This is a genomic window from Thiogranum sp., from assembly GCF_058323355.1.
The window spans coordinates 12,835-37,815 of sequence record NZ_JBTTIO010000068.1; the positions used below are offsets into that span (position 1 = coordinate 12,835).

Sequence of the window (24,981 nt, forward strand, 5' to 3'; positions counted from 1 at the left end):
CATCATGAGTTCCGGAAACATTGTTGAAATTATCGGTGCTGTGGTTGACGTGGAATTTCCGCGTGACGCTGTGCCCAAAGTCTACGACGCACTCAAGGTCGAATCAGCCGGGTTGACGCTGGAAGTACAGGGTCAGCTGGGTGATGGTGTGGTACGTACCATCGCCATGGGTACCACCGACGGTGTAAAACGCGGTGTTGAAGTGACCAACACCGGGGCGCCGATTTCCGTCCCGGTCGGCCAGGGTACGCTGGGCCGCGTCATGGACGTGCTTGGAAACCCGATCGACGAGGCCGGGCCGCTGCAAGCCGACAAGCTGATGCCGATTCACCGTAACCCGCCGAGCTATGAAGACCAGGCGGCCAGCGTCGAGATTCTCGAAACCGGCATCAAGGTTATCGATCTGATTATGCCGATTGCCAAGGGTGGCAAGATCGGCCTGTTCGGCGGTGCCGGCGTGGGCAAGACGGTTACCCTGATGGAGCTGATTCGTAACATTGCGGTCGAGCACTCGGGCTTCTCGGTATTCGCCGGTGTCGGCGAGCGTACCCGTGAAGGTAACGACTTCTACTATGAAATGCAGGAAGGCGGCGTGCTTGACAAAGTGGCACTGGTCTACGGCCAGATGAACGAGCCCCCGGGCAACCGCCTGCGCGTAGCACTGACCGGCCTGACCATTGCGGAAAACTTCCGTGATGAAGGCCGCGACGTACTGATGTTCATCGACAACATCTACCGTTACACCCTGGCCGGAACCGAGGTGTCCGCACTGCTCGGTCGTATGCCGTCGGCGGTGGGTTACCAGCCGACACTGGCCGAGGAAATGGGCGTGTTGCAGGAACGCATTACATCGACCAGGACCGGTTCCATCACCTCCTTCCAGGCCGTGTACGTGCCGGCGGATGACTTGACCGATCCGTCTCCCGCCACCACCTTTGCTCACCTTGATGCCACGCTGGTGTTGTCGCGCCAGGTTGCCGAGCTGGGTATCTACCCGGCGGTGGATCCGCTCGACTCCACCTCCCGCCAGCTGGATCCGCTGGTGGTGGGTAACGAACACTACGACGTGGCCCGCGCCGTGCAGGGCACCCTGCAGCGTTATAAAGAACTGCGCGACATCATCGCCATCCTGGGCATGGACGAGTTGTCGGAAGAAGACAAGCAGGACGTGTCCCGCGCGCGTAAAATCCAGCGCTTCCTGTCCCAGCCGTTCTTCGTGGCGGAAACCTTTACCGGCGCGCCGGGCAAGTACGTTTCCCTCAAGGACACCATTGCGGCGTTCAAGGGTATCGTTAACGGCGATTATGACGATCTGCCGGAACAGGCCTTCTACATGGTTGGCACCATCGAAGAAGCGGTGGAAAAAGCCAAGTCGCTGTAAGGCGGTTTGAGGGCTAGAATATGGCTATGACCTTACATGTCGACATTGTCAGCGCCGAGGAGGAAATCTTCTCCGGCACGGCCAATATGGTGTTCGCACCGGCCGAGATGGGTGAGGTGGGTATTACGCCCCGCCACACCCCGTTGCTGACGCGACTGAAACCTGGCGAAGTGCGTGTCCAGATCGAGGGCCAGGAAGAACTTTTCTTTTATGTTTCCGGCGGCATGCTGGAAATCCAGCCGCACGTCGTTACAGTGCTGGCGGATACCGCGGCACGGGCAAAAGACCTGGATGAGGCCGCGGCGCTTAAGGCCAAGGAGCGTGCCGAGCAAGCCATGAAAGACAAGCAGAGCGATTTCGACTACGCGAAAGCGCAGGCTGAACTGGCAGAGGCCGTTGCCCAGTTGCGCACCATCCAGAAGCTTCGCAAGAAGTCCGGCGGCTGATTCACGAGCTATGTCGGACGCTGTGGTTGGAAAAAACAAGGTGGTCTCGGTCATCTACTCCATTGTGAGTGAAGATGGCGAGATTCTCGAGCAGTCCGATATCCCGATGTTCTATGCCCATGGCGGTGTGAACCAGATGTTTCCGGAGGTAGAAGCGGCGCTCGAGGGTCGGTCTGTGGGTGATACCATCGAAGTCGTGCTGCCACCGGAAAAAGCGTTTGGTGACTACGACCCCGACCTGACTTTCGAGGACGATCTTGACAATGTGCCCCCGGAATTTCGTCACGTCGGGGCAGAAGTCCAGATGCAGAATGATCGTGGCGAGACCCGCTCATTTTTTGTTTCAAAAATCGACAACGGTAAACTGACCGTGGATGGCAATCACCCGTTTGCCGGTAAAACCCTGACGTATTCCCTTACGGTCATGGATGTTCGCGATGCTACGGAAGAAGAAATGAAAAAGGGTGTTTCAGGCCCGGTTTTACACTGAAACAACCATTTCAGTTTATCCCCCTGAATGCCGTATCATGGGGTCAGTCATGGCCCGAACGGATCCAGCAGTTTTATCATGAGCCTCAGTATCATCATTCTTGCCGCCGGCCAGGGTACGCGCATGCGTTCCGCCTTGCCGAAGGTGCTGCATCCGCTTGGCGGCGCGCCGCTGTTGCAGCACGTCATCCGTACAGCGCAGACATTAGACCCGGCACGCATTACGGTGGTCTATGGCCATGGTGGTGAGCAGGTGAAAGAAGCCCTTGCACATGAACGGGTTGACTGGGTTTTGCAGGACCAGCAGCTCGGTACAGGCCATGCCGTCGACCAGGCCATGCCGTCGGTCAGAGATGATGACACGGTGCTGGTCCTGTATGGCGATGTACCCCTGATTCAGCCCGGTACGTTGGCGGCGCTGGTCGAAAAAGCCAACGCCGGCCAGCTCGCCGTGTTGACGGCTGAACTCGATAACCCGCAGGGATACGGCCGCATGCTACGCGATGAGCAGGGCAGACTGGTCGGAATCGTCGAGCAAAAAGATGCCAGTGCATCACAGTTGGCTATTCAGGAAATCAACAGCGGTTTTCTTGCCGCGCCGGCCGGTCAGTTGCGTGGCTGGTTGCAACGCCTCGATAACAGTAATGCGCAGGGTGAGTATTACCTGACCGATGTGATCGCCATGGCGGCCGGCGACGGCGTACCCGTGGAAAGCACGCGTGCAACAAACGAGGATGAGATCCTCGGTGTTAACGATCGCGTGCAACTGGCGCAGCTGGAGCGTATCTGGCAAGGCAGGCAGGCTGAGTCGCTGATGCATAACGGCGTAACCCTGGCGGATCCTGCCCGTCTGGATATACGTGGTGACGTGAGCGCGGGCCAGGACTGTCGTATTGATATCAATGTTGTGCTGGAAGGCGAGGTTACGCTGGGCGAGCGCGTCAGCATTGGTCCCGGTTGTGTCATAAAGAATGCAAGCATTGGCGATGATGTGGAAATTTTTGCCCACTGCGTGATTGAAGACGGCGTTATCGGTGCAGGTTGCCGGATCGGTCCCTTTGCACGCATACGACCTGAGACCAGGCTGGCCGGGCAGGTACATGTTGGTAACTTTGTGGAAATCAAGAAGTCCACCGTGGCGCAGGGGTCCAAGATCAATCACCTCAGTTACATCGGCGACACGCATATGGGCAGCGGTGTAAATGTTGGCGCGGGAACCATCACCTGTAACTATGACGGTGCCAACAAACATCTGACCGAAATCGGCAACGATGTATTTATTGGTTCTGATACCCAGTTGGTGGCACCGGTCAAGGTGGGTGACGGTGCAACCATTGGTGCCGGCACAACAATCACCCGCGATGTGCCGGAAAATGAACTGACGCTGAGTCGCAGCAAGCAACAGACCATCCGCGGCTGGAAGCGGCCGGTGAAAGGCAAGGCGTAGCAGCAGCGGCCACCGCATCAAGCGACACCTGGCATGGCCGAAAGCTGATTCGTCACAAGGGGATAGTGTAGAACATTATGTGTGGAATTGTCGGAGCTGTTGCGCAACGTGAAGTTGCCCCTATTCTGCTGGAAGGCCTGCGTCGCCTGGAGTATCGCGGTTACGATTCTGCCGGCCTTGCGGTATTGAATCGCAGTGGAGCGCTTGAGCGTCTGCGTACAACCGGCAAGGTTGCCGAGCTGGCACAGGCGTTTGCCGCAACGCCCGTATCGGGCGGGGTAGGGATAGCGCACACCCGTTGGGCGACACACGGCAAGCCCAGCGAAAGCAATGCACATCCACATATCTGTGAAAACCAGGCTGCCGTGGTGCACAACGGCATTATCGAAAACTTCGAGACATTGCGCAGCAGCCAGAAATCACAGGGCTATACCTTTACCTCCGATACCGATACCGAAGTCATTGTTCACCAGGTGCATCTCCACCTCGACAAGGGCGATGACCTGCTGTCCGCGGTGCAACATACCTGCGCGGATCTTGAAGGCGCTTACGCACTGGGTGTTGTCAGCATTCATGAACCGGGGCGCATGATTGCGGCACGTCGAGGCAGTCCGCTGGTGATCGGGGTGGGGATTGGCGAGTATTTTATCGCTTCGGACGTTGCGGCATTGCTCCCGGTGACACAGCGCTTTGTGTTTCTCGAAGAAGGCGATATTGCCGACATCACCGTCCAGGGCGTTACGATCTATGATGCCAGCGGCAATCCGGTCGAGCGCAAGGAAACCCTGTCAGAGTTATCAGCCGATGCCGTGGAGCGAGGTGAATACCGCCACTACATGCTCAAGGAAATTTTTGAGCAGCCGCGTGCCATCGCCGACACGCTGGAAGGTCGTCTTTACCAGGGCCGGGTACTGGAAGCCGCATTCGGTGCCGACGCGGCAGAGGTTTTCGACAAGGTGCAGGGCGTTCATATCATCGCCTGTGGTACCAGTTACCATGCCGGCCTGATTGCACGTCACTGGATGGAAGCACTCGCCGGTATCCCGTGCAGCGTCGAAGTCGCCAGTGAATTCCGCTACCGTAAACCGGTCGTACGTAACAGCTCACTGATTGTCACCATTTCCCAGTCCGGTGAAACCGCCGACACGCTGGCGGGGTTAAAGGAAGCAAAGCGGCTGGGCTTTGGCCAGTCACTGACCATCTGTAATGTGCCGGAAAGCTCGCTGACCCGCGAGTCGGACCTGGTGCTGATGACCCGCGCGGGTCCGGAAATCGGTGTGGCGTCCACCAAGGCATTCACCACCCAGCTGGTAGCGCTGATGTTGTTGACCATTGTTCTTGGCCGGCGCTTCGCGCTCAGTGAGGAGATGGAAAACCAGCTGGTGGAGCAGCTGATCCACCTGCCCAAGGAGATCGAGGACGTCCTCGGCCTGGACGACAAGATCCAGTCACTGGCGGAACGCTTTGGCGACAAACACAACGCCCTGTTCCTTGGTCGTGGCGCGCAGTACCCGGTGGCGATGGAAGGCGCACTCAAGCTCAAGGAAATCTCCTACATTCACGCCGAAGCCTACCCGGCCGGCGAACTCAAACACGGCCCGCTGGCGCTGGTCGATGCCAGCATGCCGGTGATCGTGGTGGCCCCCAACAACGAGCTGCTGGAAAAACTCAAATCCAACCTGCAGGAAGTCGCTGCACGCGGCGGGGAAATGCTGGTATTTGCCGACGAGAATGCCGGTATGTCATCGGACGAAACCACCACCGTGCTGCCGGTCGCGCCGACCGACGACTGTGTTGCACCCATCGTCTTCACCGTTCCCCTGCAGCTGTTGTCCTACCATGTGGCGGTTCTCAAGGGTACCGACGTCGATCAGCCGAGAAACCTGGCAAAATCGGTCACGGTAGAATAAGCCCTCACAACCCTCTGAATCCACATGAAGGCAGGTAATAAAGTCCTTACCCACATGCGCACAGCCAGTCGCTGCTGCAAGACAATATAACCCTTTGATATAGCGGAAATATTGCTTAAATGTCGCAAAAATGGTACAGTTTTGCGCTTCGACACCTGTATATCCGTGAGGAGGAGTCATTCGGTGAGCAAGGATATGATGTTTTACTGCATTCCCCAGCAGGCCTACATGCGTACGGAAAACTGCATGAACCTGCGCAAGCGCCCCGCTGGCAAGGCTCCTGCTGGTGCACAGCCCATGCTGCGCGCCTGTGAAAAGTGCACCATGTACCCGCTGGTCGACAAGAAAAAAGTCCCCACCGTTTCTCTGGGTGATTACCTCGGTGGTGACAAGCCCAAGATTGCCAATCTACAGGCAGCGGCCAACAAGAAAATCATCCAGGCGAGCATCGCCAAGTAACCCCTCTTTCTGGCGTTACGCGCCGGCTTGCGAAACAATGTCATTGTGATGCAGGCGCGGCGAATCCCTCTATGAGTCCCTATTACGGAGTACGGCGGCTCGGTCCTTACCTTGGAGTCATCCAGGTCATTGATGTGGGTGACGCCTGTGCCTATTCCACCAACGGTCACAGCTGGCGTATCCGCCAGCAGACTGCCTCAGGCCGGTTTCGCTGGGGCGTGCCAGGCGCAGGCAGCGGGGCAGTCGATGATCCGGTGAGAATTGCCAATGCCCCGAAGCTGGTCGACGCGCTTGAACATCATCCGCCGGTCCCGTTTCCGATCCGCGACCGTTTCGAACTCTGGCTGTTACGGCACGAAACGCGAAATCCCCTGGCCCTGCTGGGCACGCGTTACCATGCTGGTGAGATGGAAGCCGTCCGTGATCCACACTGGCATGCATTTCCAACCACAGATAGCGATTTTGTTTCCCCCACCCTGCAGGCGAAAGAAGCAACAGCTTGCCGGCGTCGACACCCCTCTCATCGCGACCAGCTGGAAAGTCTGGTGAACATGGCATCACGCCCGCTACCGGCAGCACAATGGTTTGAACGACAGGCTGACGGTAGTGGTATTGGTCTGGACGGATTGCGACTGGACGCTGATGAAACCGGGCGAACTGTTTCAGCTGGAGATTTTCCGGAATTGCTGGTCAGTGAAGACTGGCCGGACGAAGTGGCGCGCGGTCTGATCGATGACTACCATAACTGGTGTGCCGGTTCCCTGCTGGCGCATCAGAACCTCACGCGCTCGACACGAGAGCGTCTTGAATATGCTGCCTGTCAACGGCCAACCGGGTTGCTGGCCAGCTACCCGCTGATCCCCGAGATTTTCAATCAGGAGGTGATCGATGTCGCGCTGGTCAGTGCCAAACTGATGAATGCCGGCTGAAATGGCGCCCGCCATGAACAAATAAAGTGTCGCTTTGCCGGGTTGAATCATGCCTCAGCCATGATCAAGACGCCGGACTGGCAACAGCAGTATCGAGGCTACGACAAATACACCAAGCCCGGTGATAACGGTGATGACAGAAATACCATTTGCCAGCAACAGGGCATAGATCCCGACGCTGGCCAGCATGGCAAGGTTCTGGAAAAAATTCTGGATGGCAACAGCATGGCCACTGCCGGTGCTGTGGTGGCCTTCATCCTGAAGCGTGGCATTCACTGGGACAACAAACAACCCGCCGGCGGTGCCGATGGCCAGCAGGATAAGGCGTGCCGGCCAGACACTGTCGATCATACTGAAAGCAACCATCAGCAATCCCATAATAAACGCCACGTAGCGGGCGCGCGCCAGATGTGACAATGGAATCAGGTGTGGTGCGGTGGCCGAGCCGAGAATGACACCGATGGCAAGGAATAATGTCAGGTCTGCAATATCACTGGAAGAATCTGTGGCCAGTACAAATGACGCCCATGCCACCAGTGCAACGCGCAACAATGCCGCCGTGCCCCAGAACAGGCTGCCGCCAAGCAAGGCGAACCGTGCACGCACATTGCACCACAGGAGCCTGTTCATACGGATAAATTCCGGCAATGCTGCGTCCAGCGTGGCACTGCGTGCCGCCAGCGGCGGAATCAACAGGGTGGCAGCCAGTGACAGTCCATACAGGCCGGCGACCAGCCACAATGCCAGCATAACCGAGCGGTCTGCAACGCCGGCGCCGGCAACCATGCCGAATACGATGGCAGCGATAGTGGATGCTTCAATCCAGGCGTTGGCCCGCACCAGGTTGTCGCTATCGACCATTTCCGGAAGGATGCCGTACTTGGCCGGACTGTAGAGCGCGGCACCCAGCCCGACCAGTGCGTAGGCGGCCAGTGGTTCAATGCCTGCCAGCAACAGCAATACACCGGCCAGTTTGACCAGGTTGCCGAAAATCAGCATGTGGGGTTTCGGGTAGCGGTCAGCCAGCGGCCCCACCCAGGGTGCAAGCAGTACAAAGGCCAGCAGGAAAGAGGCCTGTAGCGCAGGTACGTACCAGTCACCAATATGTTGCGCCTGTAATACCATTGCAATCAGCGCAAACAGGATCGCATTGTCAGCGAAGGCTGACAGGAACTGCGCAACCAGCAGTGCCGCAAGCCCCTGATTCATATGTTGATGTCCTCGATCAGTCCAGCCAATGTACGAGGTGCTCGTCGAGTTCGTCCGGGTGAACGTATTCCTCGGAGACAACCTTGCCGGTAATGGTGATGCCGGCTTCGTGGACACTGTCGGGGTTGCCGCTGATCAGTGGATGCCAGTCAAAAAGCGGCTTGCCTTCTGCAAGCAGGCGGTAGGCGCAGGTGTCCGGCAACCACTTTTCCGTTCGTGCGACGTCGGGTGTGACCTTGATGCAATCCGGCACCAGTAACGACCGTTCCCTGTATCGTGTGCAACGACAGGTTGCATCGTCATGGTACTGACAAACCACATTGGTGTAGTGGGTTTCGCCCTTGTCGATGTCCTCGATTTTCAACAGGCAACAGCGCCCACAGCCGTCACACAGGGCTTCCCATTCCTGTTCATTCATTTCATCGAGGGTTTTGGATTCCCAGAAGCCTGGCGTCAGCATGGCATGGCCTTTCACAAGGTAATGTAGATATCGTAACGCGTTTTCCTGCTTGCGATCGAGGTAGCGGGTATCCGGCCGTGCAACGGGCCGGCGCGCTGCGGGCGTTTGACGACCACGCGGCGTTTTGCTGTGTTCAACGCAACATCCAGCAGGGTCAGGGAATCCCGGTCTTCGCCAACCAGTTGCTGTACAGCGCGCATTTCCTTTTTGACCAGTACGCTGGATTTCCCCGCCGGGTACATGGGGTCGAGATAGACCGTGTCAGGTGCTGTTGCATCGGCGGCTGTAACAAGTTCATGTGAAGCGTCACCAAATCGCAGCGTCATCCGCGATTGAACCCAGCTGCCGATGTCGGCATTGAGCGCCGCACGTTGCAGACCCTCATCGAGCAGTGCCGCAAGTACCGGAGAGCGCTCGCAAAGTGTGACAGGGCAGCCAAGGCTGGCCAGCACAAAGGCATCTCGCCCAAGACCGGCGGTGGCATCCCAGACCACGGGATCGAAGCCGGGTTTGATACCTGTCGCGCGTGCCAGCGGTTGTCCCCGTCCGCCACCAAAACGCAGTCGATGGCCAAGAGCGCCACCGACAAAATCCACGCGCACAGGATTTTTACCCTGATCATCAACATCGTGGAGTCCAAGTCCATCCGTATCCAGGTGCAGAAACAGTCCACTGGCGGGGGCCTGACGAAGCCGTGGCAGGGTATAGGCCTGGCAAAGCTTTTGCGCCTGCACATCGAGTGCGGGGTGAGTGCAGAGCAGTCCGTGGAAAGGCGGCGTGTCGCGCATCTGCATAGTGTACCGCACCGGCCCGGTACAGTTGGCGGTGGCTTTGCTAGAATGGCGCAATGGATGTTTCCTGTATTATCGATCACCTGAATGACGCCCAGCGCGAGGCTGTCACCGCAGCGCCCGATCCGCTGCTGGTACTGGCCGGGGCGGGCAGCGGAAAAACCCGCGTGCTGGTGCACCGCATCGCCTGGCTGGTGCAGGTGGAGAACCTTTCGCCCTACGGCATTCTGGCGGTGACCTTTACCAACCAGGCCGCCGCCGAGATGCGTACCCGTATCGAAAAACTGATCGGAGTGTCCACGCGCGGCATGTGGGTGGGCACCTTCCACGGCCTTGCGCACCGACTGTTACGCGCACACTGGCAGGAAGCGGGTTTGCCACAGACCTTCCAGGTGCTGGATTCCGACGACCAGTATCGTATTATCCGGCGGGTACTCAAGGCGCTGGACCTGGACGAAAACCAGTGGCCGCCACGCCAGTCGCAGTGGTATATCAATGCACGCAAGGATGAAGGGGTACGGCCACAGCACATCGAGCACAAGGGTGACCCGCATCAGCGCCAGCAGATTGCGATCTACCAGGCCTACGAGGAACTGTGCCAGCGCTCCGGGCTGGTGGACTTTGCCGAGTTGCTGCTGCGTGCGCACGAACTGTGGTTGAAACAGCCACAACTGTTGCAACACTACCAGCAGCGCTTTCAGCATATCCTTGTCGATGAGTTTCAGGACACCAACACCATCCAGTACGCCTGGTTGCGTGTGCTGGCGGGCAAGCAGGCCAACATCACCATCGTCGGTGATGACGACCAGTCCATCTACGGCTGGCGCGGCGCAAAAGTCGAGAACCTGCAACGTTTCGAGAAAGACTTTCCCGGTGCACGTACCTTGCGCCTGGAACAGAACTATCGCTCGACCGGTTCAATTCTCAAGGCAGCCAACGCACTGATCGAACACAACGAGGGGCGCTTCGGCAAGAACCTGTGGACCGCCGGTGAAGACGGTGATCCCATCCAGTTATACACCGCGATCAACGAGCAGGACGAAGCGCGTTTTGTCATCGAACACATCAAGGCACAGGTGGAACAGGGGCAGGCGCGCAGTGATATGGCGATTCTGTATCGCTCCAATGCGCAGTCACGTGTGTTTGAAGAGCGTCTGCTACAGGCGGGTATCCCCTATCGTGTGTATGGCGGGTTGCGGTTCTTCGAGCGCCAGGAAATCAAGGATGCATTGGGGTATTTGCGCCTGTGCGAAAACCGCGAAAGCGATGCAGCATTTGACCGTATTGTGAATCAACCGCCGCGCGGTATTGGCGAGCGCACGCTGGCGGTGGTGCGTGACAAGGCAAAACAGGAAAGCCGTTCGCTGTGGTCAGCGGCGCGCGCAGTGGTGGATGGCGATGAACTGAATGCGCGCGCACGCAATGCACTGGTCGGTTTCATGGACCTGGTCGAACAGTTTGCCCGTGAGATAGAAGGGCTGGAGCTGGGCGAGCAGGTCGAACACGTCGTCGAATGCAGCGAGCTCAAGGCATACTACAAAAAGGAAAAAGGTGAAAAGGGTCAGGCTCGTATCGAGAACCTCGACGAGCTGATCAACGCCGCGCGCGAGTACGAATATGACGAAATAGAAGAAGATGACATCGACCCGCTGTCATCGTTTCTTTCCCATGCTGCGCTGGAAGCCGGTGAAGGCCAGGCACAGGGCTGGGAGGATTGCGTACAACTGATGACCCTGCACTCCGCCAAGGGGCTGGAGTTCGATACGGTATTCCTGTGCGGCCTGGAGGAAGGTCTGTTCCCGCACCAGCGTTCGGTGGAAGAACCGGGCAGGCTGGAAGAGGAGCGACGCCTGTGCTATGTCGGGATAACCCGCGCTCGCCGGCAGTTGTTTATTACCCACGCCGAACATCGCCGCTTGTTTGGTAACGAATCCTGCAGTGTGCCTTCACGCTTTATTCGTGAAATCCCCGCGGACCTGATTGAAGAACGACGGCCACGTGTCCAGGTCACTCGACCGTATGGCGCAGCGCCTGTTGCAAGTTCAATGTTTGAAGATGTGCCTCAAGGTCTGTCGCTCGGCCAGCGTGTACAGCACGCAAAATTCGGTGACGGTGTTGTACTAAACTATGAAGGTCAGGGCGCACACGCACGTGTTCAGGTTAATTTTGAAAATGCCGGTTCCAAGTGGCTGGTGGTCGCGTACGCGAATCTTCAGGCGGTATAAACCGGAATGCCCTGCATAACAGATCAGAAGGAGTCGTCAGTATGAAAAGCGGCCTTTTTCTTTTATTACTGCTTGTCATGGCCAGCCTTGCTGGATGTGCATCGAACCTGTCAGGCGAAAGCTATAGCCGATCCGAGGCCCGAACTGTTCAGCAAGTGGAGTATGGCGTTATCGAGCATCTGCGTCCCGTCAAAATCGAAGGTACCAAAACCCCGCTGGGCAGCAGTGCCGGTGCAATCATTGGCGGTATTGCCGGCAGCAGTGCAGATGGACATACAACACGCAGGATAATGACCGTTATTGGTGCAGTGGCCGGTGGAATAGCCGGCGCAGCCATTGAGGAGGGTGTAACGCGTACCCGCGGTGTGGAAATCACTGTCAGGATGGAAGATGGCCGAACCATCGCTATTGTCCAGGCGCTATCCCCCGATGAAAGATTTTCCGTCGGCGATCGGGTGCGCGTGATTTACAGCGGTCAAAATGTACGCGTTGCACATTAGCTCAGCCCCTGACAGCCGAAGCCAGCGGCCGGTATTGCAGCGCGTAAAACATCTCCAGGTAGCGCCGTGTTTCGGAGCGTTCCAGGTCGGTGACGTAGCGCCAGAAACCGTATACCCGCGATAGTGTCATCATGCGTTCGGCGTAGCGTCTCCAGGTGTAGCGGGCAGCCACTCTTTCCAGCGAGCCGCGTGACAATCGATCCCAGTAGCCGGGCTCATGATCACAGCGTTCGAAAAACTCCGCCATAAGTTGCGCAGCCGCCTCACCGTGGTTGGGGTCGATATGGAAACCGGAAATGCCATCCTCGATTATTTCCAGCGGACCGCCGAAGCAGGTTGCAAAGGTTGGCAATCCACTGCTCATGGCTTCAATAACCGTCAGGCCAAAAGCTTCGAACAGGGCTGGTTGAACGAAGGCGCCACGCCGGTCGGCAACGACACGATACAGTTCGCCGGCCAGGTCCTTGTCGAGGTGCCTGCCCAGCCAGCGGATCTGCGAATCGAGGCCGTATTCGTCCATGAGTGTATGCATGCGCGCTATCTGCTCGCGTTCCTCGTCGTCGTCGGAGCGCTGTGGATCGACGTGCCCGGAAATTACCAGCAGGTTTGCAGCTTCACGTAGCGCGGGTGAGTTGGCATACCAGTCGACCAGCCCGGTAATGTTTTTAATCCGGTCCATGCGCGCCATGGTGAACAGTAAAGGTTTTTCAGGCTCGGCAAGGGCGCCGCGGATATCGGCTGCCGTGTTCTGTGCAAACACCAGCTGGTCGATTTCTTTATGCAGATGGACGAGACGCTGTTCCTGTTTACTGGCCGGGAAGTACACGTCGGGGTCAGCACCGGGCGATACGATATTGAACTTGGGGTCGAAAGCATCGATGCCGTGTACTACCCGGTACAGGCCCGGCAGGCTGAATGCGGAATAGCTTTCGTACTGGCCGACACTTTCGTCGGTGCCGGCGATCTCCTGGTAGGTGCTGGTAATAATGAAGTCGGCAGTATTCATGGCGATCAGGTCGGCGGTGAACTGGGTGGCGAAATGATATTGCGCATCGTTCTCGCGCCAGTACAGGTCGGAGTACAGGTACTTGGTTTTTTCCAGGGCGTGGGCGATGTTGCACTGGGTGACGCCGAGTCGCTGCGCCAGCAGGGTGGCCACCAGGTTGCCATCAGAATAGTTACCGATCACCAGGTCCGGGCGCCCGCCCAGCTCCGCCAGCAGTTCATGTTCCACGTCCAGCGCGAAGCGTTCCAGGTAGGGCCAGACCTCGAAGCGCGAGATCCAGTGTGGCACCACTTCACCGGATGCCTCGCGGAACGGTACACGCAATATGCGTGCATGGTCCGTACCGGCAATACGTTCAATGCGCTGGTCACAGGTGGTGCCCTCGGCCTCGGGGATCAGGCGGGTGATAACGACAATCGAGGGTTTGATATCCAGACCCTGCTCGCTGAGGCGCTGCATCATTTCTTTTTCCAGCGCCCGCACCTGGTCGAGAATGTAGACGATCTGGCCGCCGGTATCGGGTCGCCCCAGCACGTTGGACTGGCCAAACCAGCCGTGTGGCGACAGGATGGCCAGCGAAAATATCATCGGGATGCGGCCCAGAAAGGTTTCCAGTACGTCGGGTGAAGGTGCGTCAAGAATATCCAGCAACAGTTGCATGGTGTCGCGCACTTTCGCCGCGTGATTCCCCCAGCCGGGTTCGAAGCCCAGTGGTGTCAAGTCACGCGCCAGTCCAGTCCAGGGTTGTTCAGCATCAACGCCGGACAATAAACGGTCGGCGCTGCGCAAGGCTCGCCGCAGGTCCGGAACGCTGGTGATCAGGCCGTTGAGCATCAGCGGCTGGCCCCGGTAGGCGTGCATGCTGAGAAAATCCAGTAGTCGCTGCTGGCCCTTGCCCTGCTCTTCAAACAGGCGGCTGGACAGGCGACGGTTGAGAAATTCAACGCCGCGGCCGATTGAGCGCGATTCCTGTGGCTTTAAAAACTCACGGGAAAATGGCTCCAGGTCCACTTCCAGCATCCATTCCGGCGCCTTGCTTCCGTCCACCAGCCTTTCCTTGAAGCGCAGGTACTGGCTGACCACGATGTGTTCCGCTTCAATGGTCTCCAGGTGGATGCGCAGGTATTGCCAGCGGCCGATGCGTGGTCGCAGCGCCAGGTAAAACCATTGTGCATCCAGGCTGGCTTCCTGGCTCATTTGCAGAATGCTGCCGAGCGGCGTGTGCCGCAACGCTTCGCCGCCTTCGACTCCGCACAGCGCCTCAAATCCGTCCAGTAGATCGGTGCGTAACAGAAAGGGTCGGCCTATGGCGACAAAATGATGCAGCACGCGGTGCGCATGACGGCGCTCCTCGTCCAGATAGGTGACAAGTGCGTCAAACAGTTTGAACGGATTGGCCTGGTTCACGTCAAATTCCAGCGTTGTCTGAATACAGTATAGAAGTCACGGTGTTCGGGTGTGGCGCCACGAATACCCACAATAGCACTGGCGAAGCTTTGTGCGCGTTGCAGCGTCTGTTCAAGACCCCAGTCGCTCAGTAGTCCCAGTATAATTATGGCGGCGAACGCGTCGCCGGCGCCGACAGTGTCTATCACAGTGTCGGTCATGGGGGGTTTAACCTGAAGCGTATGACCTTTGTTGTCATGCGCCAGTGCACCCCTGGCGCCCAGGGTGGTGACCAGGAGGTCCAGTTGATGGACCTGCTGTAACGTCTCGGCGCGTTGCTCCGGGGAATTGCCCGCAGGCGTTAACATCTCCAGTTCATCCGCGTTGAGCTTGACCCAGCGCGCGGCATCAAGACGCCTGTCGATCTCTTCCCGCTTCCACCAGGGTGGGCGCAGGTTGACGTCGACGAATACCGGCGCATCCAGGCTCGCATGCAGGCGATCGAGTGCCTGACGTGACACCGGGCTGCGCAACGCGAGGCTGCCATGATAGAGCAGTGCGGCATCACTGATCGGTGGCAGACTATCCGGGGCGATGAAATCCCAGGCGCGCTGCTCGACGATGTCATAGTGAGGTTCATCATCGTCAATGCTGACTTCCACCGTCCCGGTCGGGTGCGCAGAATCGAGCTGCAAACCGGCCGTATCCATGTGCCAGGCTTGCATGGTGTCGCGGATGCGTCGGCCCAGCGCATCGTTGCCGACTCGGGAGATCAACACCGGCCGGGCGCCGAAGGCATTCAGGTGCCAGGCAACGTTGAATGGCGCACCACCGAGGACCACCTCCCCGCCAGGAAAGTGGTCAAACAGCACTTCACCGAACAGCACCGGGCGACCTGTCAGTGGCGCGTTCATGCGCGCTGCCCGCCGCCAGGCCGTTCGACGAACCCGGGATAAAAGTGCGCCATGCCTTCCAGTATGCCGGCGCTGTAGTTACCGTTCATGCCAAGAAATCCTCCTTTGGCGATATACAGGGCATCTGCATGTCCGGCTGCTGCAGCCTGTGCCTGTGCAACTTCCATGACTTCAGCGCCGGCATTGGCAACCAGCACCGAGGGAATCGCGCTCGACAGAACCGCAAGGTCGTTGCCGCTGTCGCCGGCAAACAGGGTTTCCGTGATATTGAATCCCGTTTGTGTGGCAAGGAACTCAATGGCGTGCAGTTTGGTGGCGCAGGCCGGCAGTACGTCGAGCAGACCGATGGCGGCCGGCTCATCAATACTCCAGGTAAGGCTGGCATGCACACCCTGCTCCGCCAGTCGAGCCTGCATGACCGCCAGTAATGCCTCGCGGTCTGCGTCCAGCGGGACATAGAAGCTGAGTTTGTGGGTGTTCTGCTTGCCGGTTTCCTGCAAGCGCAACTCCGGAAGATCCCGGAACAGGTCGCGCAGTTGTTGCCAGCTGTTGCCGCCCCAGTCGTTGTCGATTTCACGCTCCCACTGTGGCCAGGGTTGCCAGTCTCCCTGCACAATGCGATAGATGCGTGTACCGACATCTGTAATGGCATAGTCAGGCTGCGGCAACCTGTAGTTATAAATGGCGTCTTCCACCAGTGCACGATGACGACCTGTCACGTAAGCAAGCGTGATCGCTGGCAACTGCGCCAGCTTGCTAAAACGCGCTCTGGCGGCAGCGGATTCCGCTTGCTCGCCGTTGGGCAGCAGGGTGCGATCAAGGTCGGTGCATAGCAGCAGGCGGTCAGTCATTGACCGACTCCCGTGCTGTCACGCGGGAGCGTGCAACTGTCAAAGAAGTCGTAGTGGTCGAGCGCATCGAGTATGCCGGCGGCATGCGCCTGATCGGAAAAATAAATCCGCTCGACCTCGGTCAGCTGTGACAATTCTTCATGGTGGCGGTTGCTGACCACAACAGCCAGCGTGTTGCCTCGCATCATATCCTCGTCCGCCCCGGAGCCACCGGCAACCAGCGTTTTTTCCAGCGCGATACCCCAGTGGTCGGAAACATAACGCAAGGCAAAACCCTTGGATGCCCGTACCGGTATGATGTCCAGAAACTGTCCGAATGACATGATGACATTGGCGGTTACACCTTTCTGGTGCAGCATACTGTGTAACTCGTCGATGCCCGGTGCTTTACCGGGATCGATGTAATAGCTGATCTTGAAGCGGCTTTGTTCAGAGCGTGGTTGCAGTTTCAGGCCCGGCTGATCGGCCAGCGTGCGACGGACGACCTGTGGCGTCCATTGGTAATCGATATGCTGTGGCCAGGCAATGTCTGCCGTGAGTTTGGGCGCGTAGTAGATTTCAGTACCGCCACTGGTAATCAGTACGTCGGGTTTCGGAATAGCATACTTCTTCATCATCTTGAGCGCCGAGTCCAGGCGTCTTCCCGTGGCGATGCCAAAGGCGGCGCACTTGCGGTTTTCACGCAGCACGCCATTGAGTGCCTTGAGGGCCAGCGGATCTCCGAGCAGGTTCTGGTCCAGGTCGGTGAAGATGGCCCGGTCATGGTAGACGTTTGCACGCCGCAGGGTAGGTCGCCGTGTCAGCACCTCTGTTTTATGGACCATGGGCTTGATCATGGCGACATAACGCTGCGCGTGCGCGTGCCAGGAATAATGTTCGCGCACGCCGGCAATACCGCTGCTGGCCATGCGCTGCCAGTCTTCGGGGTCGGACAGGATCTTTACCAGTGCATCGCCCATCGCCCGGCTGTCCAGCGGATCGACCAGCAGGCCGTTGTGACAGTTGGCCAGGATGTCGATGGGCCCGCCATCCTCGGTTGCGACGACCGGCAGACCGCTGGCGGCCGCTTCGATCAGTGTCAGGCCGAAGGGTTCGGTCAGCGCCGGGTTAACGAACACGCCGCGCGATGCTGCCGCCAGCCGGTAGAGCAGTGGCACATCCTGCCAGCTATGGTGTTTGGGAATAGCGACACGGCCGTACAGATCATAGTGATCGATCATCAACAGCAATGACGTGAGTACTTCCTGCGCGCCCTCATCCATATCCTCGATGTCGTCCCGGTTGCCGGCCACCACCACCAGGTTGGCCATGTCCTGTAGCTGGCGCGATTCGCCATAGGCTTCCAGCAGGGTTTCGATATTCTTGCGTGGATCCGGTCGCGACAGCGCCAGAATAACGGCTTTGTGCGGATCCCTGAGAAAACGATTCAGTTCCGAGGCTATCGGCGTATCGGCTTCATTGCCTTGCGGAGGCATGAAGCGCTCCAGGTTGGTGCCGGGCGGTATAACGCGCATACGCGCCGGTTGGTAGTGGTCGTAAATTTCGTATTGTTCCTCGATCTCCTGGTAAGTGCTGGTAATGACACGCTCTGCGACGGCCAGCGTGTCTTCCTCTGCCTCGATGCGGCGCGCCAGATTGTAGCGTAACTCAATGTCGTTGGCGGACAGCCCGCGTGCCAGTAACCGGCGGCGCTTGACCCGCCCCAGTGAGTGACCGGTGTGTACCAGGGGTACACCAAGCAGGCCCGCCAGATGGGCGCCGACGTAGCCACCATCGGCATAATGGCTATGGATGAGGTCGGGAACGGAACCGCGCGCGCGCAGAAATCCGAGTACATTGTCTGTGAACTCGTCAAGGTAATCCCATAGCGCTTCCTTGGCGATATAGCCTGGTGGGCCGGCTTCGAAGCGAACGATACGCGCACCACCACCAAGGGGTTCGACGGCGCTCGCGTAGTCAGCGGACAAGTCGGGATCCTCGACCCGCCGCGTAAGCAGATCAACACTGGCTACCTCGGGATGTTGCGCCAGTGCGCGCGCCAGTTCCACCACGTACAGCGTCTGCCCCCCGGTGTCCGCGTCGCGGCCGAGTTCGAGGTTATGTCCGCGTATCAATCCATGCACGCTGACCAGCACCAGATTCAGGGCTTGTGGGGTTTGCCGCATTGTCTCCTGCTTCGGGCAAGCCGTTGCGGGTTATATGTCAGGCAGAATAACCAATGGTACTGGCAGGCGCCAGCGAATGTGTTTTTGTCGTGGAACAGTGTACCAGCTGGATTGCGCGTTCAGAACTTACCCTGCTCGTAATCTGCAAAGGCCTGTTGAACTTCTGCCCTTGTGTTCATCACAAAGGGACCACCACGTGCCACCGGTTCTCCCAGAGGCTTGCCGGCCACTAACAGGAAGCGGACGTCATTTTTATCAGCGTTCAGTTTAATGGCATTACCTTCGCTGAGTACGCCCAGGTCGTCACGCACAAGCCTGGCTATCTGTCCGTCTTCATGTGCCATATTGACCGGCCCATCAATAACGTAGATAAACGCGTTGTGTGATGCCGGTAATGTCTCGATAAATTGCTGGCCAGCCGGAACCCGAACATCCAGGTATAGCGGTTCGGTTAATGGCTGAACGACGGGTCCCGTTGTGCCCTGTGATGTCACGCCGGTAATAACCCGAAGCTCAATGCCACCTTCCCTTGTTTCCAGTGGAATGTGTTCGGCTGTGTACTCCTGGTAGTTTGCCGGATCCATCTTGTGTTCGGCGGGTAGATTTACCCACAGCTGGAAGCCTTCCAGCAGGCCATTTTCCTGTTCCGGCATTTCCGAGTGCACAATGCCCTTGCCCGCTGTCATCCACTGGATGCCGCCCGCTTCTATCACGCCTTCGTGACCCGCGCTGTCCTTGTGGCGCATACGTCCGGCGAGCAGATAGGTTACAGCTTCGAAACCACGGTGTGGGTGTGACGGGAAGCCGGCAATATAGTCATCCGGCTTGTCAGAACGGAAGGCATCCAGCAGCAGGAACGGATCAAGCACAGGTAGGGCCGGCTGACCGATAACACGTATAAGTTCAACGCCTGCACCGTCAGTGGCAGGCATGCCTTTGACGATATGCAGGAGTTTTCTTGGCTGAGTGTTCTTTCGGGATTTAGTGGTTTCCATTTCTGTTCCTCTCTTGTTCAGATTAGCTCAGACAGGTCTGTTTCGTCTTGTTGATTCCGGCCATGATAAAAATCGCTGACATCAGCGCCCGACCAGTGAGTTGGGTGCTGTGCTTCAGTATGGATGGGTTCATGGTTTTGTCCTCTGTCAGTGGTATCTGGATTGATGCCTTGCGATGTGAAATGAGCTTAGTTGTTCGTCATTAGGAGATAAATATGGCTATGAAGAACTTACTGTTCTATATTTAGCAACAGTATGGACAAGTTTGCCGATCTTGAAGCGTTTACTGCGGTGGTGGAATCCGGGACCTTCAGCGCTGCCGGCGAGCGGCTGGGCATAGCAAAATCGGTGGTGAGTCGCCGTATCAGTCAGCTGGAGAGCCGGCTCGGCAGTCGCCTGATGAACCGTACGACACGGCGTCTTGCCCTGACCGATGCGGGCAGGAATTTTTATCAGCGTGCGGTGCAGATACTCGCAGACCTGGATGATGCAGAGCAGAGTGTTACGCAAGAGACCGCTGAACTACGTGGTTCAATCAAACTTGCCGCCCCCCTGTCGTTCGGTCTTTTGCACCTGTCAGAAGCCATTGCAGATTTTCTCTGCGAACACCCGGCTATCGAATTAAATCTGGACCTGAATGATCGCAACATCAACCTTGTCGAGGACGGGTTCGACATGGCCGTCAGGATCGGGGCGTTGAAGGACTCTACGCTGGTTGCACGGCGCCTGGGTATCGCACGACATGTTACCTGCGCCAGCCCGGCCTATCTGCAGCAGCACGGAACACCTGACCACCCTGATGATTTACAGGGCCACATCGGGTTGCAATACAGCAATGTAACCTACAAACAGCTGTGGAGTTACGTGACGCCGGAAGGTAAAACAGTGTCGGCCCAGCCACAGATTCGTATCCGAAGCAATAACGGCGATGCGTTGGCGGCAGCAGCCGTTGCGGGGCTGGGTATTTCCGCGGGTCCCACCTTTATCCTTGGCCGCTATATTAAAGACAACAAACTGGTTGCCCTGCTGGATGACTACCAGCGTCCCGCGACAGGTATCCATGCGGTGTATCCGCCGGGGCGGTTAATACCGAAGCGCGTACAGGTCTTCTCGGATTATCTTGCCGGTTGTTTTGGTGACCGGCCCTGGTGGGATGAGGGTCTGGCGGTGTGAGGTGGTGTCTTCAGTCCGCGCGGCTGACGGTCTGGATGCGTGTGTAAGGCAGTCGGGTGATGTTCATCAGTGCCTCGCGGGGCTTGCCGATATAGTTGCCCTGCGCATAGTCCACGCCGTAGTTGCGCAGCAATTCCAGTGTGGTCGAATTTTCCACGTATTCGGCGATGGTCTGTTTGCCGAGCGCATGCGCGACCTGGTTCATGGATTGCACCATGGCCTGGTCGATGTGGCTGTCAGCCATGCCCTGCACGAAAGCACCATCGATCTTGAGTTTATCGACGGGTAAATGTTTCAGGTAAGCAAAGGAAGAGAAGCCGGCGCCAAAGTCATCGAGTGCAAACTGGCAACCCATGTCTTTCAGTGCACTGATGAACTTCTCTGCCTCGGAAAGTTTGGCGATGGCAGCCGTTTCAGTAATTTCAAAACAGACGCGTGAGGGGTCGAGGCTGGCGTTATCGAGCAGATCCTTGATCATGGGTAGCAACAGCGGGTCTTCAAAAGCCTTGCCGGACAGGTTGATCGAGAAGCGTACGGACTCACCCTGCTGGTGCAGGCGTGACAACTGCTTCAGCGCACGATTGACGATCCAGCGGTCCACGCTGTGGATCAGGCCGAATCGTTCCGCAGCCGGCATGAAACCGCCGGGTAAAATAATTTCGCCATCGTCACAGACCATGCGTACCAGGACTTCATAGTCCTGCACCTGGTCATCGTTGAGCGCCATGATCGGCTGGAAGACCAGCTGGAACTTGTCGTCTTCGAGCATCTCGCGTACCCGCGATGCCCAGCCCATGTCTTCGGCCATACCATCCTTGTTGCTGTCGCTGGGGTCATAGAGTTTAACGCGGTTGCGGCCCTGCGCCTTGGCCATATTGCAGGCAATGTCAGCGTGTGAAAGCGCTTCTTCAGCACTTTCTACATGGGCGTCGATCAGTGTGGCGCCAATACTGCAGCTCACATTGAAGCTCTTGCCGTCTTCCAGGAAGTTGAACGATTCGAACAGCAGGCGGAAATGTTCAGCAGCGGAAATCACGTCGGCTGCACGAATGTTGTAGAGCAGCAGTGTGAATTCATCGCCGCCAAATCGTGCCAGCAGATCACCTTCGCGGACGTGTTTGAGCAGTAACCGGGTAATTTCGATCAGCAGTCGATCGCCTGCCGCATGACCCAGCGTATCATTGATGTATTTGAACTGGTCGAGGTCAATGTAGAACAGTGCGCAGCTGGTGTCCGGGCTGCGCGATACGCGTGCCACAGTACGCTCCAGTTCCTGCTGGAAATAGTGACGGTTGAACAGGCGGGTCAGCGAATCGTGTTCGGCCTGGTAGGTCAGTTGTTCGTGGAAGGCTTTCTGGTCGGTAATGTCGCGTGCGGTACCGCTGATCTGCAGGATGTTACCATCTTCATCACGTTGCGCCTTGGCATTAAAACTCAAATGGCGCCGATTCCCTTCATTATCGAGGTGTATGGTTTCGTACTGGTACAGGTCGTTTCCCGACAGCAGTCCAGCGAAAGCTTTTTGATCCGCTTCGGTATTATCCGGCGCACAGAACTCACTGATCGGGCGGCCGAGCATATTTTCCGGCTCCATTCCGTATATCGTCCGGGACGAGGTATTCAGATAACTCCAGCAGCCATCGGGATCGACACTCCATACCAGGTCGTGCGCGGTTTCCACCAGTGCGCGGTAGCGGGCCTCGGCGGCGAGCAACTCCTGTTCTGCGGCCTTGCGCTGGCTGATATCGGCAACCAGGCAGGTGAACATGCGCTTGCCGCTGATTTCCATTGCGGAGATGCGCAGTGCGACGGTGATGCGAGAGCCATTACGATGCACGCCAACGGCATCACGCTCTTCGCTGTGTGGGTTAATGGACTGGCGAACCTGGAATTCATCGGGAAGCAGGATGGCCAGATGGCGGCCACGAATTTCCTGTGCCAGGTACCCGAACAGCTGCTCCGCCGCCGGGTTGAAGGTATCGATCTGGCCGCGCTCATCGACCACGATAATGCCTTCCGCCGCGGTATCGACGATAGCGCGCATATGCGTTTCCTGGTCGCCCAGACGCTGGAACACGCGACCCAGTGTCTGGGTCAGGTGGCCGATCTCGTCGGTTGATGCCGGTCTTAACTGTGCCAGTGCCTCATGCGTTGAAGCACCGCTGCGGCTGAACAGTTCATGGAAGGGGCGCAGCGCCTGTTGCATGCTGCGAATCGACAGCAGGCTGATGCTGAGCGTTATCACGGCCAACAGCGTCAGCGTCGTCAGGTAACCTGCGCTAAGCTGGCCGGTCGTCAGCCAGTGGTATTCGACCAGCAGGGCATAGGAAAGCAGCGGCACCAGCCCGGCAAGTAACAGGGTGCGCGATTTAAGGCTGACATGTATGCGCTCAAGGCCGAGTTGTGTAACCAGTTTGCCCAGCTGGTGCAGTCCGAACAGGTAGGCGGGTACACCGGTGAGTGTCGCGGTAATGCCCTGTAACAGCATAAAATGCAACAGCGCGCCCAGGTTGGTCGCGCCGAGTGTTCCGTCGAGTCGCCAGTACACCAGTAAGGGTGTTACCAGTACGTGGGCAAGAATCAGGCCCCAGAAATGACGGCTGAAACGTTGCAGTTGCCGGTGCAGGTGTGACGGCGCATTGCCACCCTGGGGGTGTTGCAGTGCCCAGCTGGTCAGCGGCGTAATCAGTCGTTGCAACTGGAACAATGAAGTGAAGATGAGTAACAGCGAGAACACAGGCACAACACCATCGGCAAGAATCTGCTGCAACTGCCAGTCCTGAAGGATGCCGAACAGAACCGCGCTGCCAAAACCGACAACGGGTACGAGCAGAAACCCCAGAAACAGTAATATCGAAAAGCGGGCGCTTATGCGCTCGGGTGCATCCAGCATAGTGTCCCTCGGTTAGGTACAGCCATTCGGCCGTTGACCCCGGTGTTATACCCTAACCCGCGAAATTTCCTTATATTGCAGGATACTACATGTGCTTTTATAGAAATCGGTGAGCATAATGACATAAACACCCAGATTTGCAAGGTTTAGTTTCCCGCTGATGTTAATCTGGCGAGGCCGTACAATAGCCGGCGAGGAACAACCGGGCCGGAGTCAAACCACTGTGAGGACATTATGAAAAGAAGACATTTTCTGCGTTACCTGGGTGGCGGTGCCGCCATCGCCGGCGCATCGCTGGTCGCGGGCTGCAAGGAAACCCCCAATGTGGATTGCAGCACGGCTGAAACGCCTTCATTCACGCCGGTTAAATGGAAAATGGTGACAACCTGGCCGAAGAATTTCCCGGGCCTTGGCACGGGCGCCAACACACTGGCACGACTTATCACGGAAATGAGTGGCGGTCGTATTGAAGTCAAGGTCTACGGCGCCAAAGAGCTGGTGCCGGCGTTCGAGGTGTTCGACGCGGTGTCACAGGGCACGGCGGAAATGGGGCATGGTGCGGCCTATTACTGGAAGGGCAAGAGCGAAGGCGCGCAGTTTTTTTCAACCGTGCCGTTTGGTCTCACCGCTGATGAAATGAATGCCTGGCTGTATTTTGGCGGGGGTATGGAACTGTGGCGTGAGACTTACAAACCCTTTGGCCTGGTGCCGCTGGCCGCCGGTAATACCGGGGTACAGATGGCGGGCTGGTTTAACCGTGAGATCAACAGTCTCGACGATCTGAAAGGCCTGAAAATGCGCATTCCCGGGCTGGGCGGTGAAGTCCTTGCGCGTGCCGGTGGTACACCGGTGAGTCTGCCGGGTGGCGAGTTGTTTACTTCGCTTCAATCCGGCGCCATCGATGCAACCGAGTGGGTGGGCCCCTATAACGACCTGGCGTTTGGTCTCTATAAAGCCGCAAAATACTACTATTACCCTGGCTGGCACGAACCGGGCACGACGCTGGAAAGTATCGTCAACCAGAAAGCCTACGATAGCCTGCCGGACGATCTTAAGCAGATTGTGCAGAGTGCGGCGCGCGTGGCCAACCAGCAAATCCTGAGCGAGTATGTGGCGCGCAATAACCAGGCGCTGCAAACACTGGTTAACGAGCATAATGTGGACGTACGCAAGTTACCCGATGAAGTGCTGCTGCGATTACGCGACCTGTCCGGGCAGGTGGTCGCGGAAATTGCAGAAAAGGACGAGCTGTCGAAACGGATCTACACGTCGTACAGGACATTCCGCGAGCAGGTCATGTCCTGGAGCGCGGTATCCGAGCAGGCTTACCTTAACGCAAGAGCGATGTAAGG

Annotated in this window: 20 protein-coding genes; 11 read left to right on the forward strand and 9 right to left on the reverse strand. The window is 57.6% G+C overall.

Translation table 11 applies throughout. The features are described from left to right. The first annotated feature begins 4 nt into the window (after positions 1-4). From atpD to ACW81B_RS10800, 7 genes are all read left to right on the forward strand, one after another. On the forward strand, positions 5-1,381 hold the full coding sequence (atpD, locus tag ACW81B_RS10770; protein ID WP_491580226.1) for a F0F1 ATP synthase subunit beta: 1,377 nt from the start codon (positions 5-7) through the stop codon (positions 1,379-1,381). Positions 1,382-1,401: 20 nt separating this feature from the next. Next, on the forward strand, positions 1,402-1,827 hold the full coding sequence (locus ACW81B_RS10775) for a F0F1 ATP synthase subunit epsilon (protein ID WP_491580227.1): 426 nt from the start codon (positions 1,402-1,404) through the stop codon (positions 1,825-1,827). A 10-nt stretch (positions 1,828-1,837) separates the two neighbouring features. Further along, positions 1,838-2,317 (forward strand): FKBP-type peptidyl-prolyl cis-trans isomerase, encoded by a 480-nt coding sequence (locus tag ACW81B_RS10780; RefSeq protein WP_491580228.1) that lies wholly within the window; start codon positions 1,838-1,840, stop codon positions 2,315-2,317. A 78-nt stretch (positions 2,318-2,395) separates the two neighbouring features. Further along, positions 2,396-3,763 carry a bifunctional UDP-N-acetylglucosamine diphosphorylase/glucosamine-1-phosphate N-acetyltransferase GlmU gene (gene glmU / locus ACW81B_RS10785; protein ID WP_491580229.1) on the forward strand — a complete coding sequence of 456 codons (1,368 nt, stop codon included), beginning with the start codon at positions 2,396-2,398 and terminating at the stop codon, positions 3,761-3,763. A 77-nt stretch (positions 3,764-3,840) separates the two neighbouring features. Next, positions 3,841-5,673: a glutamine--fructose-6-phosphate transaminase (isomerizing) gene (gene glmS / locus ACW81B_RS10790; protein WP_491580230.1), complete on the forward strand. Its 1,833-nt coding sequence runs from the start codon at positions 3,841-3,843 to the stop codon at positions 5,671-5,673. A gap of 183 nt (positions 5,674-5,856) precedes the next feature. Then, positions 5,857-6,132, forward strand: coding sequence for a hypothetical protein (locus ACW81B_RS10795; RefSeq protein ID WP_491580231.1), 276 nt, complete (start codon positions 5,857-5,859; stop codon positions 6,130-6,132). 71 nt (positions 6,133-6,203) lie between these two features. Further along, complete coding sequence (locus ACW81B_RS10800) at positions 6,204-7,061, forward strand: hypothetical protein (RefSeq protein WP_491580232.1); 858 nt, start codon at positions 6,204-6,206, stop codon at positions 7,059-7,061. A 54-nt stretch (positions 7,062-7,115) separates the two neighbouring features. On the opposite strand, the gene lplT is transcribed toward ACW81B_RS10800, so the two are convergent. The 3 genes from lplT to ACW81B_RS10815 are packed head-to-tail and all read right to left on the reverse strand — an operon-like array spanning position 7,116 to position 9,578. Next, positions 7,116-8,270, reverse strand: coding sequence for a lysophospholipid transporter LplT (gene lplT / locus ACW81B_RS10805; protein ID WP_491580233.1), 1,155 nt, complete (start codon positions 8,268-8,270; stop codon positions 7,116-7,118). Positions 8,271-8,286: 16 nt separating this feature from the next. Beyond that, positions 8,287-8,730 carry a YcgN family cysteine cluster protein gene (locus ACW81B_RS10810; RefSeq protein WP_491580234.1) on the reverse strand — a complete coding sequence of 148 codons (444 nt, stop codon included), beginning with the start codon at positions 8,728-8,730 and terminating at the stop codon, positions 8,287-8,289. Between the two features lie 11 nt (positions 8,731-8,741). Then, a complete protein-coding gene (locus ACW81B_RS10815; RefSeq protein ID WP_491580235.1) occupies positions 8,742-9,578 on the reverse strand; it encodes a class I SAM-dependent methyltransferase in 837 nt (278 codons plus the stop codon). Here ACW81B_RS10815 and uvrD point away from each other — a divergent pair. Both uvrD and ACW81B_RS10825 read left to right on the forward strand, forming a co-directional pair. After that, positions 9,578-11,746, forward strand: a complete 2,169-nt coding sequence (gene uvrD / locus ACW81B_RS10820; RefSeq protein WP_491580236.1) for a DNA helicase II — start codon at positions 9,578-9,580, stop codon at positions 11,744-11,746. The two genes, ACW81B_RS10815 and uvrD, sit on opposite strands and share 1 nt — an antisense overlap. A gap of 41 nt (positions 11,747-11,787) precedes the next feature. Continuing rightward, a complete protein-coding gene (locus tag ACW81B_RS10825) occupies positions 11,788-12,246 on the forward strand; it encodes an outer membrane lipoprotein (RefSeq protein ID WP_491580237.1) in 459 nt (152 codons plus the stop codon). Position 12,247: 1 nt separating this feature from the next. On the opposite strand, the gene ACW81B_RS10830 is transcribed toward ACW81B_RS10825, so the two are convergent. The 5 genes from ACW81B_RS10830 to ACW81B_RS10850 all read right to left on the reverse strand — a co-directional run bounded on the left by ACW81B_RS10830 (position 12,248) and on the right by ACW81B_RS10850 (position 19,563). Continuing rightward, positions 12,248-14,659 carry a sucrose synthase gene (locus ACW81B_RS10830; RefSeq protein ID WP_491580238.1) on the reverse strand — a complete coding sequence of 804 codons (2,412 nt, stop codon included), beginning with the start codon at positions 14,657-14,659 and terminating at the stop codon, positions 12,248-12,250. Beyond that, the gene (locus ACW81B_RS10835) at positions 14,656-15,552 is read right to left on the reverse strand and encodes a carbohydrate kinase family protein (protein ID WP_491580239.1); all 897 of its coding nucleotides are present in this window, start codon (positions 15,550-15,552) and stop codon (positions 14,656-14,658) included. The genes ACW81B_RS10830 and ACW81B_RS10835 overlap by 4 nt, the downstream gene beginning before the upstream one ends. Further along, positions 15,549-16,403, reverse strand: a complete 855-nt coding sequence (locus tag ACW81B_RS10840; RefSeq protein WP_491580240.1) for an HAD-IIB family hydrolase — start codon at positions 16,401-16,403, stop codon at positions 15,549-15,551. The genes ACW81B_RS10835 and ACW81B_RS10840 overlap by 4 nt, the downstream gene beginning before the upstream one ends. Then, positions 16,400-18,568 carry an HAD family hydrolase gene (locus ACW81B_RS10845; protein WP_491580241.1) on the reverse strand — a complete coding sequence of 723 codons (2,169 nt, stop codon included), beginning with the start codon at positions 18,566-18,568 and terminating at the stop codon, positions 16,400-16,402. Before ACW81B_RS10845 ends, ACW81B_RS10840 begins: the two co-directional genes overlap by 4 nt. Positions 18,569-18,687: 119 nt before the next feature. After that, on the reverse strand, positions 18,688-19,563 hold the full coding sequence (locus ACW81B_RS10850) for a pirin family protein (protein ID WP_491580242.1): 876 nt from the start codon (positions 19,561-19,563) through the stop codon (positions 18,688-18,690). A gap of 255 nt (positions 19,564-19,818) precedes the next feature. On the opposite strand from ACW81B_RS10850, the gene ACW81B_RS10855 reads away from it, so the two are divergent. Then, positions 19,819-20,736, forward strand: a complete 918-nt coding sequence (locus ACW81B_RS10855) for a LysR family transcriptional regulator (protein WP_491580243.1) — start codon at positions 19,819-19,821, stop codon at positions 20,734-20,736. Between the two features lie 10 nt (positions 20,737-20,746). On the opposite strand, the gene ACW81B_RS10860 is transcribed toward ACW81B_RS10855, so the two are convergent. Then, on the reverse strand, positions 20,747-23,629 hold the full coding sequence (locus tag ACW81B_RS10860) for a putative bifunctional diguanylate cyclase/phosphodiesterase (protein ID WP_491580244.1): 2,883 nt from the start codon (positions 23,627-23,629) through the stop codon (positions 20,747-20,749). A 234-nt stretch (positions 23,630-23,863) separates the two neighbouring features. Here ACW81B_RS10860 and ACW81B_RS10865 point away from each other — a divergent pair, with 234 nt between their 5' ends. Further along, complete coding sequence (locus ACW81B_RS10865) at positions 23,864-24,979, forward strand: TRAP transporter substrate-binding protein (RefSeq protein WP_491580245.1); 1,116 nt, start codon at positions 23,864-23,866, stop codon at positions 24,977-24,979. The last annotated feature ends 2 nt before the right edge of the window (positions 24,980-24,981 follow it).

Excerpts from the sequence above, each read along its gene's own strand:
- ACW81B_RS10855 (WP_491580243.1), top strand. The coding sequence starts at position 19,819 with ATGGACAAGTTTGCCGATCTTGAAGCGTTTACTGCGGTGGTGGAATCC.
- glmU (WP_491580229.1), top strand. The coding sequence starts at position 2,396 with ATGAGCCTCAGTATCATCATTCTTGCCGCCGGCCAGGGTACGCGCATG.
- glmS (WP_491580230.1), top strand. The coding sequence starts at position 3,841 with ATGTGTGGAATTGTCGGAGCTGTTGCGCAACGTGAAGTTGCCCCTATT.
- ACW81B_RS10845 (WP_491580241.1), bottom strand. The coding sequence starts at position 18,568 with ATGCGGCAAACCCCACAAGCCCTGAATCTGGTGCTGGTCAGCGTGCAT.
- ACW81B_RS10825 (WP_491580237.1), top strand. The coding sequence starts at position 11,788 with ATGAAAAGCGGCCTTTTTCTTTTATTACTGCTTGTCATGGCCAGCCTT.
- ACW81B_RS10840 (WP_491580240.1), bottom strand. The coding sequence starts at position 16,403 with ATGACTGACCGCCTGCTGCTATGCACCGACCTTGATCGCACCCTGCTG.
- uvrD (WP_491580236.1), top strand. The coding sequence starts at position 9,578 with ATGGATGTTTCCTGTATTATCGATCACCTGAATGACGCCCAGCGCGAG.
- ACW81B_RS10780 (WP_491580228.1), top strand. The coding sequence starts at position 1,838 with ATGTCGGACGCTGTGGTTGGAAAAAACAAGGTGGTCTCGGTCATCTAC.
- atpD (WP_491580226.1), top strand. The coding sequence starts at position 5 with ATGAGTTCCGGAAACATTGTTGAAATTATCGGTGCTGTGGTTGACGTG.
- lplT (WP_491580233.1), bottom strand. The coding sequence starts at position 8,270 with ATGAATCAGGGGCTTGCGGCACTGCTGGTTGCGCAGTTCCTGTCAGCC.
- ACW81B_RS10865 (WP_491580245.1), top strand. The coding sequence starts at position 23,864 with ATGAAAAGAAGACATTTTCTGCGTTACCTGGGTGGCGGTGCCGCCATC.
- ACW81B_RS10835 (WP_491580239.1), bottom strand. The coding sequence starts at position 15,552 with ATGAACGCGCCACTGACAGGTCGCCCGGTGCTGTTCGGTGAAGTGCTG.
- ACW81B_RS10860 (WP_491580244.1), bottom strand. The coding sequence starts at position 23,629 with ATGCTGGATGCACCCGAGCGCATAAGCGCCCGCTTTTCGATATTACTG.
- ACW81B_RS10810 (WP_491580234.1), bottom strand. The coding sequence starts at position 8,730 with ATGCTGACGCCAGGCTTCTGGGAATCCAAAACCCTCGATGAAATGAAT.
- ACW81B_RS10775 (WP_491580227.1), top strand. The coding sequence starts at position 1,402 with ATGGCTATGACCTTACATGTCGACATTGTCAGCGCCGAGGAGGAAATC.
- ACW81B_RS10800 (WP_491580232.1), top strand. The coding sequence starts at position 6,204 with ATGAGTCCCTATTACGGAGTACGGCGGCTCGGTCCTTACCTTGGAGTC.
- ACW81B_RS10850 (WP_491580242.1), bottom strand. The coding sequence starts at position 19,563 with ATGGAAACCACTAAATCCCGAAAGAACACTCAGCCAAGAAAACTCCTG.